This is a genomic window from Streptococcus oralis (assembly GCF_026782125.1).
GTDB classification, from domain to species: domain Bacteria; phylum Bacillota; class Bacilli; order Lactobacillales; family Streptococcaceae; genus Streptococcus; species Streptococcus oralis_CE.
This window is the reverse complement of record NZ_JAKUVY010000006.1, coordinates 64,307-80,255: the sequence shown is the minus strand read 5'-3', so window position 1 is coordinate 80,255 and position 15,949 is coordinate 64,307. Positions and strand designations below refer to the sequence as shown.

Sequence of the window (15,949 nt, the reverse complement as noted above, 5' to 3'; positions counted from 1 at the left end):
CCTAGCCCTAGCGGCTCCTACTCTAATTTTTGCAACAGCTTTACAACTTGACGATTTTCAATCCTCACATAGTATACACCACTATCATTGACAAGTTTATCCTCTTTATATTTAGCAATCTTTACAGCATAAAGACCTCTTGGTAAGGGTTGGTTGGCAAAAAATTCCTTCATGAGCGTCTCAAGCTCTTTAAGATAGTCATCATACAAGAGATCTCTTTTTTCTTTTGGAACGAAATACTGAAATTCAAATGTCGGTATAAAAATCTCTTTTTGAAAAAAATATTGAGCATCCATGGGATACATTCCTTGCAGTGCTTGGCCCTTGCTTTGATTTTCCTCTAATATTTCATTATAAAGATAGATATTATCAGATTGGTTATTAAATTCAAAACCAATACCTTGATACTTCAAATCAGGCAGTTGAGGATCTTTGATTGAACTGTCCAGCGTTTTTAAGAATTCGTTGGTGCCTGGACTAACTTCAATCCCTAAATAGGCTAATTCTGGGAAAACATTATAAATTTTTTATCATTTTTGTAATCAACCTCTGCATCTGTCTTTCTATATGTTTTATTTTCCGAAAAACGAGTATAGTATTTAAATCGAGTTTTAACCTCATAGGTTTTTCCGGCTATATTTTCACTATAGATACCATGGATTATAAATCCTCCTACACTTGTACAGTTTTTCTCGTATTTTTCTAACTCAAACTGTCCTGTAAGACCGTAATTTTGATAAGAACGATGCACAGCTTGCTCAAGCTCAGTTTGACTTGCATGGGCAAATAGCCCCCACATATCCATTAGAGAAAAAATCGGACTGAACACTGTGAAGATTACCATTGGAATTACTATGGATAAGCAACCTATTAATAGCCAATTTCTTTTCTTGGCGTTTCCTTCAGATTTTTTAGCAGTTTTCTGTTTCCTTTTTAAGATTAGAATGAGCAAACCCAAAATCCCTAATACCAATAAAACCAATCTACAATCTTCTTTTACTTTGGACAGTTGTTAACAGGTGTATAGGAAGCTGACAGAAATACTCGTCTCACCTGCTAACTTATCCTGAATTCCATAAACTCGTCTGAAATGAGGAACAATCCTTGTCTCATTATACCACATGGGTAATGCCGTGAGAAGACGAGAGAAGCAAAAACACCCCATGGTGTGAACCATGAAGTGCTTTGAAACGTTGATAATATCGTATTGATTAAGGTTTTGAGGCAACTGACTTTGTCAGATTGCAGCCACATTTGTAAGCGACTAAAGTCGCAACAACTGTGTCAATTGCACCAATTTAGTAAGAAAGTATAAAAAAAGAACACCTCGAAAGGTGCTCTCTGTAAGTATAGTAATTCTCTCGAATTAACGTTTACTAAATTGTGATGCTTTACGAGCTTTCTTAAGACCTGGTTGGAGCATCACTTATTTCATCTAATTTCAAAGTGCTTTAAAATCAAAGTTTTCATAAGTTTTCAAAAAATAAAATTTCAACTAATTTCAATCAGTTTCATTAAAATAAGGTAAACTTTCATCAAAAATAATCAAAAATCGAACCAGAATATCAAAAGTTTCCCTTATTTGGATTTACTGAAGTGAAATAAGGAATCACTACACGTCAACAGACGTGAGAAACCTTGATTTTAAGCGATTCTTGAAATTTTAAATTTCAATACATTGCAATATAAATCAACCGAATCACTACCTTTGTTTGAAATAATTTTTGATTCGGATAATAAAAAGCAAGAGGGGCTTCATTTGGAAGCTCCTCTTTTTGTATATTCACACTCAATGAAGATGAAGAAAAAGTTAGAAATAACTTATAAGGGAATATTAAGTAGATATTTTTTATCTTGCATTGATTGCATAGATATAAGCAATATATGATGCAAAATCTCCAACTTGTTTTCGATTATTTTCTATTTCTTTTAGGTAGTTTACTACTTCACTCGACTGCTCCATATTACGACTAAGTAGCTTAAAATTATATATAACTATTTCATGTTGAGCTGTGCGATCTTCATCTTTTTCTCTACGTTCAGCACTTTCCCATAACAACCACTGACTGCGGGTATAAGCGTAATCCATACTTGCTTTTAGAAAATCATGCCATATTTCTAAAATATCTGGTTCAGTTCCCAACTCAAGTAAAATTGCTTGATGAATTTTTTGACAATATTCAAAAGAGAGAGTATCTTTACACTTTAAATAGCTTTCATAACTTATATTTTCCATATTTCCCTCCTTAAAAACTTTATATTGTAAAAATCTATCTAGCTTTCGACTAGATAGATTTTATATATTTTAGTGTTTGCGTTGACGTCGCATTGCAAAGCCAAAGCTATTTTTTATTTTATAAATTAAGATTCGTGTACACGAATCTTTTTAAAATGAGGTTTCACCTCAAACACCAATTTATTCATAAAAATTTATTTTCAATTGTTTATTCCCTAAAGGGAATTATACTCCAAAATCAAGATTCTGTCAAGTTAAATTTCTGTTACAAATCCACCCTATCTTCCCTCCCCCACAAGTGCTGTGGGGGATTTTTTATTTTTCTAAACTTTTTTCACTTTTTTGTCCGACGACACCCCAAAAAATCTCCTTATAAATAAGAACAACTGTCCAGCTCATGACACTAAACCGAGCAAGAGCCAATTCACTATTTTGTCCAAAAGAAAGGTAAAGAATTATGACAAAAAAACAGAACTCAAAACAACCCAAACCTGACAAGGTCGCTATCCGAAGAGAAAAAGAAATTAAGGAAGCGGCTGAACGTGGCGACTGGAAAAGAGTTGTCCATCTTTTATCATTACCATTTGATAACGCAGAAAGGAAAGACAGGTATCATGGAAAACTCAGCATCAATTTCACCTATAAGAAGAAAGAAATGCTTGACTTTCTACCTGACAATTCCAGACACTCCAATCCTCTTGAATCACTCATTTATGAAGAAGATATGAAGATTATCTATCAGACAATTGACGAGTTCGACGACATCGAACAAACCATTATCTTTGGTTACTTCTTTGAAGATAAGAAGTTCACTCAATTAGCTAAAGAAGTTCACCTCAGTGACAAAACAGTCAAAAGAAGGCTAGAAAAATCACTCAAACTTCTGAGGGAAAAACTTGAAGAATAAATAAAAAACTGTCCAGCTCATGACATGAAACCGAGCTTGTCCCTTTTCAATTTTTAATCTTCATATAGAAAGGTAAAACCATATGAAAATCAAACCACAAAACCGCAAAGGCGGATACTCAAATCAAACAGCATAACAATACGTGAATCTTCAAGCACCTATTCACTTGCTCAGTGATGAGCTTGAGCCACAACAAAAATTCGAGGATGGAAAGCCAACCGGTGAAATTGTTGCTTATAAGGCTTGGTTCAGACAAAAAGGGCTCCCGCCTTTCCAAGTTAAATTTTCAGAAGCACCTGACCTACCAGACTATCTGTCTTTGGTTTCCTTTGAAAATCTAATGGCATGTGAAGTGAACTATAATGTTTACTTCAAAGCAGATGGGGTGAAAGAGGTGAAATAATGGCTCATTCTCTCACAAAAAGAGAGTTGGAACAATATCTTTTACAGAGTCTGAACATGGGTTTAGGCTCTGTTCTTAAAGGTGAAACATCTTATACCAACTCATTCGATATCTCAGTAAAAGAAGATGGATTTATTTTCATTCCACGTCTTCCATCTGGCTTTATTATTGATGATGACTTATATCAGAAGATTTTTCTAATCGCAAATGCCTCCCTATATCCACAATATACTTTGATAAAGCAAAATTCTGCTTTCTTTGTTGCGTTGAAAACAGATGATATTCATGTTCAACGTGGACTGTTCTATCCATGGCAAAAGGGAATTTCTGAACGTCTTATCATTTCTAACCTTGAGCAATTCACATCATCTTTAAGGGGGAATGATATTCCTGTAATGAAGAATCTAGTCATTAACTATGATAAGGTAACATCTATCGCGATTGCTGGAAATTCAGGTAGTGGAAAAAGTTATGCTTTGACGTATTTGTTAAGCGTACTAAAAAATATTTCTGATTTGATTATCGTTGACCCAAAATTCGATACTCCTTCACGCTGGGCAAGAGAATACCAAATTCCCGTTATTCATCCCCATGAAAACCGCTCTAAGTCTGATTTTGTGTCAGAAATCAATGAAAGCTTAAGCAAGTGTCTGACCATCATCCATAAAAGGCAAGCCATCTTGTTTGAAAACCCTAGGCACGACTTTAAACATCTGACAATAGTTATTGATGAAGTCCTTGCCTTGTCTGAAGGGGTCAATAAAACCATCAAAGATTCCTTCTTCTCTTTATTGTCTCAAATCGCGTTACTGGGACGAGCCACACGAGTTCATTTACTTCTAGTCAGTCAACGCTTTGATCATACTACCATACCAGTTTCTGTTCGAGAACAATTAAACGTTCTTATACAAATTGGAAACATTAATAAAAAGACCACACAATTTTTGTTTCCCGACCTTGACCCAGAAGGCATTGTTATTCCAATTGGCAAAGGAACTGGCTTAATTCAAATCATTGATAACGAACATCCTTATCAAGTTCTCCCCCTCCTCTGCCCCACCTATTACACTAAGAAAGGAATTTTATAGACTATGATAAAAACGAATTTTCAAAAAACCATTCATCCAGCAACCACCCTTTTTATAATAGGAATCCTATCTATGCTTATTTCAATCTTATTGAGGCTTGGAATGAATCCCTTGGAAAACAGTATTTATTTCACATCTCTGTTTGATTTCCTGCACTTGCTTCACTTTATCAGCTCATCTATCTCTTTCTTGTCCCTTCTCTTATTCTTTGGATTATTTGGCTATGAAATTAAGATACGACAGAGAGAAGATAGAGTATCTAACCTCTTTAAGTCCATCATACAGACCTTTTCACTTCGCCTTTTTCTTATTCAAAGAGAACACTCAGAATCTGTAAGCACAAGCGAGCAAGGGAATGTAAAAAGATACAGTCCTGTCAATAAACAGTTCAATAAAGCAATTCAGAAAGTGGTTGTAGATATAAGAGAAGGAAGCGCAAGCTTGATTATTCCTGTCCCCAAATCCCAACAAGCCATTAAAATCTTAAAGGATTTGGAAACAATCATCAGTGAAGAAGTTTCTAGTCGCAATCCAGACTATTATTTTTCACGGCCTGAAAGAAAGGGTATGGCCTTCTACTTTATCGGAACAAGACGCAATTGATTGGAAGGGCGCTTTGGCGCACGAAGTGAGCGCCAAAGCGCCCTTCTGCTTGGTATATGGACTAACGGGTTACTACGACCCCGTTAGTCCAATAATCAATAATCACAAAAATATCAAATAAAGCGTGTCCCACCTTCCGAAGACACCCCTCTAAATCTCCTTATAGATAGAAATACAATTTGAAAGCGAGACATATTGAATATGGCAAAAGAACAACGTTCTAATAAATGGGCTTTTCTTTTCTACAGAGAGAGCGCCCCAGAAAACTATTTGGAAATCCTTGAAGGTTTTCATATCCCCTTTATCTTATCACCTTGGCATGATAGAGATATCAATCGAAAAACAGGGGAACTTAAGAAAGCTCATAAGCATGGAGCCTTTTTCTTTGATTCGCTTAAAAGCTATAATCAAGTATCTGAACTCATCAAGGATAAATTAAAGGGACCTGCTCATGTAGAGCCTATTATGTCTCCTAAGGGGATGTATGACTACTTTGTTCATGCGGAGAATCCTGAAAAGACTCCATACAAAATTGATGATATAGAAATAGGATGCGGATTTGAATTAGACAAATTCCTCATAAACAATAACAACGATGATTTTCTATCAACTATTATTGACGTGATAGACAAGAAGAATTTCACAGAGTTTAATCATCTGGTTAGATATGCGAGAGAAGAAAATCCGATCTTATTAAGGCTTATCGTAGATAAAACTTACTTTTTTGCTAAGTATTTAGATTCACGAAGGTATAGCACAGACAAAAGCAAAATAACTTCATCAGAAAATTCTTTGACGAATACTCCTAATGAAACTAGTGACGTCATATCAAGCACTACTTCAATAGAAGTATAATGGAGGAAAAGCTATGCAAGTAATCTTACCAGATGATCAAATTCATCAAATTCAACTTTTACTCTCTAATCTTATAAATAAAGAAATCAGAGAGCAATTAGACAAGAGCGGTATCGATAGCCCCTATTTGAACAAGCAATAAGCTTGTAACTATTTAGGTATATCAAACAATACACTGGATTCTTGGATTGTAAAAGGCCTACCCAAAATCAAAATCGGTAAAACGATTCGATTCCATAAAGACGCTATCGACCAATGGCTAAACTCACATAACTAGAAATATCAAGATTTTTGTTTTATAATAGTCATGATATTTTCTGGTTCGATACACAAGGAGAATATCATGACTATCACTAAAACAAAAAATGGTACTTATCGTTTAAAAATCTACATTCCAATAGAAGCTCGAATGCCACTTGGAATCGTCAGCAACAACTACTACGATAAACGATTCAAAACAAGAAAGGAGGCACGACAAGCAGAGATAGACTTACTCACGAAGTTAAACCAAATTGAAGACAATGCGTTTTCGGGACTAGGAAAAGAAGATATTCTTTTCTCAGACTTCTATAATAATATTTGGTGGGAATCCTATAAAGCAGGACAAACTACATCAACTTCTAAGCCACCAAGCAGGTCAACAATTGCTAATACCAAAACATGTTTTGAAAAGCATATACTACCACTTCTTGGCAACTATACGATTCAATTTTTAAACCAAAATAAACAGGTTATTCTAAATTTGATGACGGCAAAAGCCAACGAATATGCCAACTTCAAAACTTTACGAAGTTACGTTATTTCTATTTTTGATTGGGCAGAAGAACTTGAATATATTGAAGCAAATAGAGTTGCAAAAACTTTAAGACGAATTAAGGCTGTTAAAAAAATTCAACTTGCAGAATCAAAACGTGATGAAGATTTATATTTAACTCATGAGCAACTCCAAGAATGGTTCTCAGCTTTTAAAGAAGATTTAGAAAACGATAAAATATCACTCAAAGATTACGTCCTTTTCTATCTCACTTTTTTCCTTGGAGATAGAAAATCAGAAACATATGCTCTCCAGTGGAAACATATCGACTTTTCAAAATCTCAGATTCAGTTAATTCAGGCTTTAGATAGATATGGACAAGTAAAATCTACCAAAGGAAATAAAAAAACTATCTTTTCTATTTCTAGCGACTTGCTTCAACTTCTAACCTTATGGAAAAAACAACAAAAATATGAACTAGCAAAGTTTGGTATCATCACTAATCCAGAACAATTCATCTTCACTTACATAGATACCAGAGGATATATCAATAAACCTTTACACTCTGACTATCTCAATAATAAGATGAAAACTATCAGAAAGCGACACCCAGAGCTTACACACGCTACACCACATAAACTACGTCATACGGGAGCAACACTCGCTAAACAGGCAGGAATGAGCTTAGAAGCTATTTCCGAAGCTCTAACACATAGCGACACAGGTACAACACAGATTTATGTCAATACTTCTAATGTAGTCCCTATGGCAGTCGGTGAATTTGCCTTAAAGTCTCTAAAACAATAAGGTTAAAATAAGGTGAACTTTGAGGTGAACTTTTTCAAAAAACATAAAAAAAGCACCCATGAGGTAAACTCTTGAGTGCTTTGAAACGTTGATATAATCGTATTGATTAACGTTTTGAGAATTGTGATGCTTTACGAGCTTTCTTAAGACCTGGTTTCTTACGCTCAACTTTACGTGAGTCACGTGTAAGAAGTCCTGCGCGTTTCAATGAGTCGCGGAAGTCTGGGTCTACTTGAAGAAGGGCACGAGCGATACCGTGACGGATAGCTCCTGCTTGACCAGCGTATCCACCACCTACAACGTTAACGAAAACGTCGTATGAACCTACAGTTGAAGTAACTGCGAATGGTTGGTTGATAACAAGACGAAGGTCAGCGTGTGGGATGTACTCTTCAACATCTTTTTTGTTAACAGTGATTTTACCAGTTCCTGGAACAAGGCGAACGCGTGCAACAGCGTTTTTACGACGTCCAGTACCTGCATATTGTGCTTGTGACATACTTTATTGTTCCTTTCCTTAGATAAGTCCTGAAATATCAAGAACTTCTGGTTGTTGTGCAGCGTGAGTGTGCTCAGCTCCAACGAATACTTTCAATTTCATACCTTGAGCACGGCCAAGAGTATTGTGTGGAAGCATACCTTTAACTGATTTTTCAATCAAACGTACTGCGTTTTTAGAACGAAGTTCACCAGCAGAGATTTGTTTCAATCCACCTGGGTGGTTTGAGTGAGTGTAGTAGATCTTATCAGTTGCTTTTTTACCAGTCAATTTAACTTTTTCAGCATTGATAACGATTACGAAGTCACCTGTATCAGTGTGTGGTGTGAATGTTGGTTTGTTTTTTCCGCGAAGTACGCTAGCAACAACTGCTGAAAGGCGTCCAAGAGGTACATCAGTTGCGTCAACAACGTACCATTTGCGTTCTACTTGGCCTGGTTTAGCCATGAATGTAGTTTTGTTCATGATTTCTCCTATATGAATATCGTTTTTGTTTACAGGGCGGATGTTCCGGTCCGCGGGGTATTTGAAAGGTTCCGGGGCCTTACAAATGGGGTAAACAATACCGTCTACTATCATACCAAATTTCACTACTAAAAGTCAATAGATATGAAAAATAATTTTCCCGATTTGACCTTTAAAATATCACAAAAACCTCGTGAAAACGAGGTTTCTATTGCTATTTATAAGCTAAGGCACGTTTAAAGGTTTTCCAGATTCCCAAATCATCTGTTTGAAGGACTAGACTAGCATACATGCGTCCGATAAAGGCTGTTGCAGTGACCGCAAAAACAACCGTTATGGCAAGTGAAATCCAGGCTTCTAAATCACTCGCATACCCATTTATAGCTCTAAACGGCATAAAGAAGGTCGAGATGAAAGGAATATAGGAACCAATTTTCAGAACTAAATTGTCCCCAGCAGCACCTAGAGAGGTCACACCGACAAATCCTGCTATAATCAAGATCATCAATGGCGACAAGGCCTTTCCTGAATCCTCAGGGCGAGAAACCATAGAGCCTAGGAAGGCTGCTAAAACAACGTACATAAAGAGACTAACCAAGACAAACAATAAGGTATTGAGCGAGAAGGCCTCTCCTAGATGATTTAAAATTCCAGATTGTGCCAAGATAGGGATGTCTTTAAAGAGCAGAATGGCAGCAAGTCCACCCACGACGTAAATGCCAATATGAGTCAAAATCACAAGAAGCAGAGCCAGCATGCGAGCGTAGAAATAATGACTTGCTCGGATACTAGAGAAGACCACCTCCATGATTTTGGTTCCTTTCTCGCTAGCCACTTCCTGAGCAGTGACACTAGCATAGGTAATCAAAATCATATAAAGGAAGAAGCCAAGCCCTGCGGCCGCAATGGTTTGAACAATTTTTTTGTTTTCCTTAGATTCATCAATTTTCTCAGTAAAATCAACGGTTTGACTCAGGCGTTTTTCCTGTTCTTGAGACAAATTAGCTGACGAACGATTGAGTTGGTATTGCAGTTCGTTTAGCTTATTGGTTACCGCTAGTTTGATGCCTGTTTCAAGAGAAGTTTCACCATGATAGACGGCCTTGAGGACGCTGTCCTCTTGGTCAATGGTTAGGTAACCCTTGATTTTCTCATCCTTGATAGCAGCCTGGGCACTGGCTTCATCCTTATAATCAAAGTTGATACCATTGGTACCCTTGAGCCCTTCTTCTACAGATGGCACCGTTGTTACTACTGCTATCTTGCTATTCTTGGCCATAGAAGACCCTTGGAGATAGCTAATTCCTCCAGTTAGAGCGATAAAAAAGAACGGCGAAATCACCATAAAGAAGAAACTCCACGACTTGACATGTCGAAGATAGGTTTCCTTCATTACAACCCACATATTTCTCATACTTCCACCCCTGATTCTAGTTTAAAGATTTCATCGATTGTTGGAGCCTGTTGGTCAAAGGTCGCAATATATTGACCTTGAGTGAGGATTGGGAAGAGTTCCCTTCCAGCACTTTCATCATCTAGGATCAATTTCCAACTACCTTGCTTGGTCAAGCTCACCTGTTTGACATGAGGAAGACTTTCCAATTCTTCCTTGCTTCGTTCACTTGAAACAAAAAGACGTGTTTTCCCGTATTGATTGCGAACATCCTGAACTGGTCCATGCAAGACCACACGCCCATCACGAATCATCAGGATATCATCGCAAAGCTCCTCGACATTGGTCATGACATGGTCAGAAAAGATAATGATTGCACCACGCTCTTTCTCTTTCAAGATGACTTGTTTGAGCAACTCAGTATTGACTGGGTCCAAACCACTAAAAGGCTCATCTAGGATAATCAAGTCTGGCTCATGGATTAGGGTGATAATCAGCTGAATTTTCTGCTGATTCCCTTTGGAGAGGCTCTTGATTTTGTCGGTCAATTTCCCCTTCACTTCCAATTTCTCCATCCATTGAGGGAGTTTTTCCTTGACTTCTTTAGCATCCATGCCTTTTAGAGTCGCCAAGTAACGAACTTGCTCAAGAACTGTCAACTTGGGCATGAGGCTACGTTCCTCAGGCAGATAGCCAATCCGAGCGTAGGTTTCCTGACGAATCTCCCGCCCATCCAGACTGATCTCTCCTTGATACTCTAAAAATTTCAACATACTGTGGAAAATCGTTGTTTTCCCAGCACCATTCTTCCCGACCAAGCCCAGAATCCTTCCTGGACTTGCCTGAAAATCGACACCAAACAAGACTTGCTTGGGACCGAAACTTTTCTCTAGATTTCTTACTTCTAACATTTTCCACCTCCGAGATATGTTGCACTTATTATACTCCTTTTTGATAGCCTTTACAACGATTTATGTCCATTTTATCGGATTATAAGTAGCAAAAGTATCCTATCTCTAATAAATTTTAAGTACTTCAGTGATAGCTTTAGTATAACTCATTAAAGACTTTCTGAGATGGCTTCCTCCTCAACTATCGCTTTTCTCTTCTGAACTGTCCTTTTGAAACTAAAAATCCACCCCGAAGGATGGATTTTAGACTATTAACGCACTTCTGCATTCACTTTTTCTTCGAGTGATGCTTGAATTTTTTCCATGTAGCGTGCGACTTCTTCGTCTGTCAAGCTATCTTCTGGATTTTGGAAGGTCAAGCTATAGGCCATTGACTTCATGCCAAGTCCCAGTTTTTCGCCTGAGAAGACGTCAAAGAGTTTGATATCTGTCAAACGTTTCACGCCTGCAGCTTGGATAGCGTCTACAACTTCTTGATGAGTGACTTCTGCCTTGAGGAGTAGAGCCACGTCACGACTGACTGCTGGGAATTTGGTGATTTCCACAAATGGAGCAGCTGGTTGAAGGGCAGCTTCAATGGCTGAAAGGTTGAGCTCCGCTACATACGTTTCTGGAATATCATAAGCCTTGGCAGTGACCGGATGCACTTGGCCAAGGAAACCAAGAACTTGGTCGCCGAGTGAAATCACGGCCGTACGTCCTGGGTGGAGACTTGCAATCTCAGCTGTTGCTGCATAGGTCACTTCTAGTCCCAAGCGAGTAAAGAGGGCTTCAAGGATTCCCTTAGCATAGAAGAAATCAACTGGAACTGCTGCCGTTTGGAAATCTTTTTCAGCAACCAAGCCGGTTAAGGCAAAGGCAAAGCTATTAATCTCATTTGGTAGATCTTCTTTTGGATTGCCTGTTTGTTCAAAGACTTTTCCAATCTCGTAAAGAGCCAAGTTTTTGTTCTTACGAGCCACGTTGTAGGCCACCGTATCCAAAATACCTGAGACCATATTTTGACGAAGGACAGAACGGTCCACAGTCATTGGCCACATGAGTTCTGTAAGGTTACTTGGTTGAGCTGTAAACTCAACTGCTTTTTCAGGCGTTGTCAGAGCGTAGGTAATGATTTCTGTCAAACCTGCTCCTTCAGCGATGGTACGAACTTGACGGCGCAATTTTTGTGTCGCAGTCAATTCACCAGCTGTACCATCATCTTTTGGAAGACTAGTTGGCAAGCGATCATAACCATAGATACGGGCGATTTCTTCAAAGAGGTCAGCTTCGATAGTGATATCCCAACGACGACGGGGTACGCTGACTGTAAAGCTTTCTGCATTGCCAGAAAGGCCAAAGCCAAGACGACGGAAGACATCTTCCACATCAGCATAGGAAAGTTCTGTACCAAGGACGCGGTTGACGTCAGCCAGAGTCGAAGAAACTTCCACATCAGAAGTATCAAGCTGGCCTGCCGAAACGATACCCTTACGCACAGTCGCACCTGCAAGATCAGCAATCATGCTAGCCGCCGCTTCAAGGGCTTCGTTAACAGTTGCCACGTTGATCCCTTTTTCAAAGCGAGAAGATGATTCCGAACGAAGGTTGAGGCGTCCGCTAGTCTTGCGGATGGATTTACCATTGAAAACAGCTGCTTCAAGGACAACACGACTAGAATTTTCAGAGATTTCTGTTGTTTGACCACCCATGACACCTGCAAGGGCAACTGGCTTGTCTGCCACAGTGATGACTAAGTCATTTGTTTCCAAGTCACGCTCTTCACCATCCAAGGTCACCAATTTTTCACCAGCACGTGCTTCACGCACACGGATGTCAGTCCCTTCAAAGGTATCCAAGTCAAAGGCATGCATCGGTTGACCAAAGTAGAGCAGAATGTAGTTGGTCACGTCCACTACGTTATTGATGGGACGAATCCCTTCGTTCATAAGAAGGTTTTGCAACCATTGTGGACTTGGTGCGATGGTCACATTGTCCAAGATACGGGCTGCATAGTAAGGCGCCTTGTCTGTCTCAATGCCTACAGAAAGGGCATCTGCTGCAGCTTCATTTGTTTCTGTTAAACTGAATTCTTTAAAGCTAACTGCCTTGTCATAGATGGCTGCCACTTCGTGCGCTACTCCACGCATAGATAGAGCGTCTGCACGGTTTGGTGTGATAGAAAGTTCGATGATTTCATCATCCAAGTCTAGATATGAGAAGACTTCCTCACCTGGTATTGCATCTTGAGGCAAGATTTGAATACCATCTGCGAATTCCTTCGGTACAACCGAGTCAGAAATACCTAATTCACCAAGTGAACAGATCATTCCAAGTGACTCTAAACCACGGATTTTCCCTTTTTTAATCTTGTAATTGTCAGCAATACGAGCTCCTGGAAGAGCTACCATGACCTTGATCCCAGAACGTACATTCGGTGCACCACAAACAATCTGACGGGCTTCTTCTTCGCCAACGTTAACCTGACAGACATGCAAGTGAGTTTCTGGCACATCTTCGCAAGACAAAACCTCACCGACGACAATTTTTGAGAGACCAGCAGCTGGTGATTCGACACCTTCGACCTCGATCCCTGTAGTTGACATTTTCTCAGCCAACTCTTGTGATGGCACATCAATGTCCACCAATTCTTTTAACCATTTATAAGATACAAGCATAATTTAGTTCTCCAGAATGACAGTTGCCACTCTAGTTTTTTCCTTTCCTATCATTTCAATAGAAGAATTCTCTTCTTACCTTAATTTCTTTTTCAGTAACCAATCTGTATCTACTTTTTGACCAACCATAAAATGATGTTGGCTAAATTTCTCAAAACCATATCGGTTATAAAACGCTTGAGCTTTTGTATTATGCTCCCAAACACCTAACCAAGTCCAGGAAAAACTATTTTTGGTAGCAAATTCAAGAGCAAATTCAAACAGTTTCTTACCGATTCCAAATCCTTGGAATTTTTGTAGCACATAGAGGCGTTGAATTTCAAAAGCATCCTCTAATTCTCTCTCAGTCTGAGCACTTCCCCAGTTGACTTTGAGAAAACCAGCTATCTCCTCTTCATGCATAATGAAATAGGTTTCGGATTCTGGATTTTCTAACTCAGTTGACAAAACTCTCAGACTATAAGCCTCTTCAAAGTATTCCTGTAACTGCTCTTCCGTATTATCATGAGCAAATGTTTCACGAAAGGTTTGTTTGGCAATTTTGGACAACACCCCAACATCTGCCTTTTCTACTTTTCTAATCATTATTTAAACTGTTCTGAGAAGCGGATATCGCCTTGGTAGAATCCACGGATATCGTTGATTCCATAACGGAGCATAGCTACACGCTCTTGACCAAGACCAAAGGCAAATCCAGAGTAAACAGTCGCATCGATACCACTCATTTCAAGGACACGTGGGTGAACCATACCGGCACCCATAATTTCGATCCAACCTGTTTTCTTACATACGTTACAGCCTTCTCCACCACACTTGAAGCAAGAAACATCCACCTCAACAGATGGCTCTGTGAATGGGAAGTAAGATGGACGCAGACGGATCTGACGCTCTTCACCAAACATTTTTTGCACAATCAACTGAAGAGTTCCTTGCAGGTCCGCCATAGAAATGTTTTTCCCTACAACCAAACCTTCAATTTGGTGGAATTGGTGACTGTGGGTCGCATCATCCGTATCACGACGGAACACACGACCTGGCGAAATCATTTTCAAAGGACCTTTTGAAAAATCATGAGCATCCATGGCACGTGCCTGAACTGGTGACGTGTGAGTACGAAGCAAGATTTCTTCTGTGATGTAGAAAGTGTCCTGCATATCACGGGCTGGGTGATCTTTTGGAAGGTTCATACGCTCAAAGTTGTAGTAGTCTTGCTCCACTTCAAAACCATCCACGACTTGGTAACCCATCCCGATGAAAATATCTTCGATTTCTTCACTTGTTTGTGTGAGAACATGACGGTGACCAGTCGCAACAGGGCGGCCTGGAAGCGTTACATCGATACTCTCGCTAGCCAGTTGAGCTGCAACTTTCTTTTCTTCCAAGAGCTTAGCTGTTTCTTCAAAGGCTGCGGTCAAAACATCACGAGCTTCATTAACATGTTTCCCGATGATTGGGCGCATCTCAGCAGAGACATCTTTCATCCCTTTGAGGATTTCCGTAAGCGACCCTTTTTTACCAAGGACAGAGACACGCAAGTCTTGCATCTCTTTTTCATTTTCAGCAGTAATCTGCTTCAAGCTAGCCAGCGTTTCTTCGCGAAGCGCTTTTAATTGTTCTTCAATAGTTGACATAATTCCTCCATCAGTCGCTCGTAGATAAAAAGAAAACCACATGCCAAAAACTCCACTCGGAGCGTTGACACGCGGTACCATCCGTTTCATCTGACAAGTCAGACCTTCATTTCTAAATCCATGCGCAAGTGAATTCACCCAGCTTTCATATAGAGAGCTTGCAGTCACGGCTCTCCTCCCTGATATACTTCCCTTGAGTTACTAGTCTTGCGGATTCCTATTCAATTACTACTTAGTTTATCAGATTTTTAGTTAAAAAACAAGTTAGATTAGACTAATTTCAATATAAAAAGGAACAAGACACAATGCATTACCTATTTGTAGGATCTGTTTCACCTGCTTTCCTTTTTAATAAAAGAGTTGCTGCTTGATTAAAACCATCACACCAGTTATACCATTTTGCTTCATACTCATCTTGAGATACGATATGATTTTTTAAATCCAGAACAGAGTAAATCTTTCTTTCCTCACAAGCTTGCGCATAGAGATAATACAGTTCATCGCCACCATCTCTATCCCACTCAGCAGAAATCGTATCCCTACCTGCCAATAAAGCCTGATAAGCCCTGTGATGCCCGTCTGTAATCAACAAGCAGTCTCCGAATGCAAGAACACTGATTGGAGCAACATTGATTATTTCTACCGACTGATAAAGCATCTGGATATCTTGTAACTTCTTTTCTGATAAGTATAGTTGAGTCGGATGGAGATCTGTTATATTGACTTTCATTTCTTTTTCC

The 15,949-nt window shown here is 39.0% G+C and carries 15 protein-coding genes and 2 pseudogenes; 7 read left to right on the top strand and 10 right to left on the bottom strand.

Annotation, left to right across the window (positions count from 1 at the left end):
- Positions 1-17 precede the first annotated feature (17 nt).
- A pseudogene (locus MK385_RS09795) lies at positions 18-982 on the bottom strand (hypothetical protein).
- Positions 983-1,849: 867 nt separating this feature from the next.
- Entirely contained in the window at positions 1,850-2,236 is a 387-nt protein-coding gene (locus MK385_RS07135; protein ID WP_268725669.1) for a hypothetical protein, read from the bottom strand.
- Positions 2,237-2,693: 457 nt separating this feature from the next.
- On the opposite strand from MK385_RS07135, the gene MK385_RS07130 reads away from it, so the two are divergent.
- From MK385_RS07130 to MK385_RS07100, 7 genes and pseudogenes are all read left to right on the top strand, one after another.
- On the top strand, positions 2,694-3,143 hold the full coding sequence (locus tag MK385_RS07130; protein ID WP_268725668.1) for a sigma-70 family RNA polymerase sigma factor: 450 nt from the start codon (positions 2,694-2,696) through the stop codon (positions 3,141-3,143).
- A gap of 142 nt (positions 3,144-3,285) precedes the next feature.
- A complete protein-coding gene (locus MK385_RS07125) occupies positions 3,286-3,546 on the top strand; it encodes a hypothetical protein (RefSeq protein WP_268725667.1) in 261 nt (86 codons plus the stop codon).
- The gene (locus MK385_RS07120; protein ID WP_268725666.1) at positions 3,546-4,634 is read left to right on the top strand and encodes an ATP-binding protein; all 1,089 of its coding nucleotides are present in this window, start codon (positions 3,546-3,548) and stop codon (positions 4,632-4,634) included. Before MK385_RS07125 ends, MK385_RS07120 begins: the two co-directional genes overlap by 1 nt.
- Positions 4,635-4,706: 72 nt before the next feature.
- Positions 4,707-5,237, top strand: a complete 531-nt coding sequence (locus tag MK385_RS07115) for a hypothetical protein (protein ID WP_268725665.1) — start codon at positions 4,707-4,709, stop codon at positions 5,235-5,237.
- A 201-nt stretch (positions 5,238-5,438) separates the two neighbouring features.
- A complete protein-coding gene (locus MK385_RS07110; RefSeq protein ID WP_268725664.1) occupies positions 5,439-6,092 on the top strand; it encodes a replication protein in 654 nt (217 codons plus the stop codon).
- A gap of 13 nt (positions 6,093-6,105) precedes the next feature.
- A pseudogene (locus MK385_RS07105) lies at positions 6,106-6,369 on the top strand (helix-turn-helix domain-containing protein).
- Positions 6,370-6,435: 66 nt separating this feature from the next.
- Positions 6,436-7,653 carry a site-specific integrase gene (locus tag MK385_RS07100; protein ID WP_225750016.1) on the top strand — a complete coding sequence of 406 codons (1,218 nt, stop codon included), beginning with the start codon at positions 6,436-6,438 and terminating at the stop codon, positions 7,651-7,653.
- Positions 7,654-7,759: 106 nt separating this feature from the next.
- Here MK385_RS07100 and rpsI read toward each other — a convergent pair whose 3' ends face one another.
- The 8 genes from rpsI to MK385_RS07060 all read right to left on the bottom strand — a co-directional run bounded on the left by rpsI (position 7,760) and on the right by MK385_RS07060 (position 15,939).
- Entirely contained in the window at positions 7,760-8,152 is a 393-nt protein-coding gene (gene rpsI, locus MK385_RS07095) for a 30S ribosomal protein S9 (RefSeq protein ID WP_000075969.1), read from the bottom strand.
- Between the two features lie 18 nt (positions 8,153-8,170).
- Positions 8,171-8,617: a 50S ribosomal protein L13 gene (rplM, locus tag MK385_RS07090; protein WP_001044624.1), complete on the bottom strand. Its 447-nt coding sequence runs from the start codon at positions 8,615-8,617 to the stop codon at positions 8,171-8,173.
- 214 nt (positions 8,618-8,831) lie between these two features.
- Complete coding sequence (locus MK385_RS07085; RefSeq protein WP_268711054.1) at positions 8,832-10,031, bottom strand: ABC transporter permease; 1,200 nt, start codon at positions 10,029-10,031, stop codon at positions 8,832-8,834.
- Positions 10,028-10,921 (bottom strand): ABC transporter ATP-binding protein, encoded by an 894-nt coding sequence (locus MK385_RS07080; protein ID WP_268725663.1) that lies wholly within the window; start codon positions 10,919-10,921, stop codon positions 10,028-10,030. Before MK385_RS07080 ends, MK385_RS07085 begins: the two co-directional genes overlap by 4 nt.
- A 251-nt stretch (positions 10,922-11,172) precedes the next feature.
- Positions 11,173-13,578 (bottom strand): phenylalanine--tRNA ligase subunit beta, encoded by a 2,406-nt coding sequence (pheT, locus tag MK385_RS07075; RefSeq protein ID WP_268725662.1) that lies wholly within the window; start codon positions 13,576-13,578, stop codon positions 11,173-11,175.
- A gap of 75 nt (positions 13,579-13,653) precedes the next feature.
- On the bottom strand, positions 13,654-14,163 hold the full coding sequence (locus tag MK385_RS07070) for a GNAT family N-acetyltransferase (protein ID WP_084880072.1): 510 nt from the start codon (positions 14,161-14,163) through the stop codon (positions 13,654-13,656).
- Positions 14,163-15,209: a phenylalanine--tRNA ligase subunit alpha gene (pheS, locus tag MK385_RS07065; RefSeq protein WP_000103742.1), complete on the bottom strand. Its 1,047-nt coding sequence runs from the start codon at positions 15,207-15,209 to the stop codon at positions 14,163-14,165. The genes MK385_RS07070 and pheS overlap by 1 nt, the downstream gene beginning before the upstream one ends.
- A gap of 310 nt (positions 15,210-15,519) precedes the next feature.
- On the bottom strand, positions 15,520-15,939 hold the full coding sequence (locus tag MK385_RS07060; RefSeq protein WP_000867350.1) for a hypothetical protein: 420 nt from the start codon (positions 15,937-15,939) through the stop codon (positions 15,520-15,522).
- Positions 15,940-15,949: the final 10 nt, after the last annotated feature.

What these genes read in the sequence shown, in the direction of transcription:
- MK385_RS07135 (WP_268725669.1), bottom strand. Translation starts at nt 2,236, where the DNA reads ATGGAAAATATAAGTTATGAAAGCTATTTAAAGTGTAAAGATACTCTC.
- MK385_RS07130 (WP_268725668.1), top strand. Translation starts at nt 2,694, where the DNA reads ATGACAAAAAAACAGAACTCAAAACAACCCAAACCTGACAAGGTCGCT.
- MK385_RS07120 (WP_268725666.1), top strand. Translation starts at nt 3,546, where the DNA reads ATGGCTCATTCTCTCACAAAAAGAGAGTTGGAACAATATCTTTTACAG.
- MK385_RS07115 (WP_268725665.1), top strand. Translation starts at nt 4,707, where the DNA reads ATGCTTATTTCAATCTTATTGAGGCTTGGAATGAATCCCTTGGAAAAC.
- MK385_RS07110 (WP_268725664.1), top strand. Translation starts at nt 5,439, where the DNA reads ATGGCAAAAGAACAACGTTCTAATAAATGGGCTTTTCTTTTCTACAGA.
- MK385_RS07100 (WP_225750016.1), top strand. Translation starts at nt 6,436, where the DNA reads ATGACTATCACTAAAACAAAAAATGGTACTTATCGTTTAAAAATCTAC.
- rpsI (WP_000075969.1), bottom strand. Translation starts at nt 8,152, where the DNA reads ATGTCACAAGCACAATATGCAGGTACTGGACGTCGTAAAAACGCTGTT.
- rplM (WP_001044624.1), bottom strand. Translation starts at nt 8,617, where the DNA reads ATGAACAAAACTACATTCATGGCTAAACCAGGCCAAGTAGAACGCAAA.
- MK385_RS07085 (WP_268711054.1), bottom strand. Translation starts at nt 10,031, where the DNA reads ATGAGAAATATGTGGGTTGTAATGAAGGAAACCTATCTTCGACATGTC.
- MK385_RS07080 (WP_268725663.1), bottom strand. Translation starts at nt 10,921, where the DNA reads ATGTTAGAAGTAAGAAATCTAGAGAAAAGTTTCGGTCCCAAGCAAGTC.
- pheT (WP_268725662.1), bottom strand. Translation starts at nt 13,578, where the DNA reads ATGCTTGTATCTTATAAATGGTTAAAAGAATTGGTGGACATTGATGTG.
- MK385_RS07070 (WP_084880072.1), bottom strand. Translation starts at nt 14,163, where the DNA reads ATGATTAGAAAAGTAGAAAAGGCAGATGTTGGGGTGTTGTCCAAAATT.
- pheS (WP_000103742.1), bottom strand. Translation starts at nt 15,209, where the DNA reads ATGTCAACTATTGAAGAACAATTAAAAGCGCTTCGCGAAGAAACGCTG.
- MK385_RS07060 (WP_000867350.1), bottom strand. Translation starts at nt 15,939, where the DNA reads ATGAAAGTCAATATAACAGATCTCCATCCGACTCAACTATACTTATCA.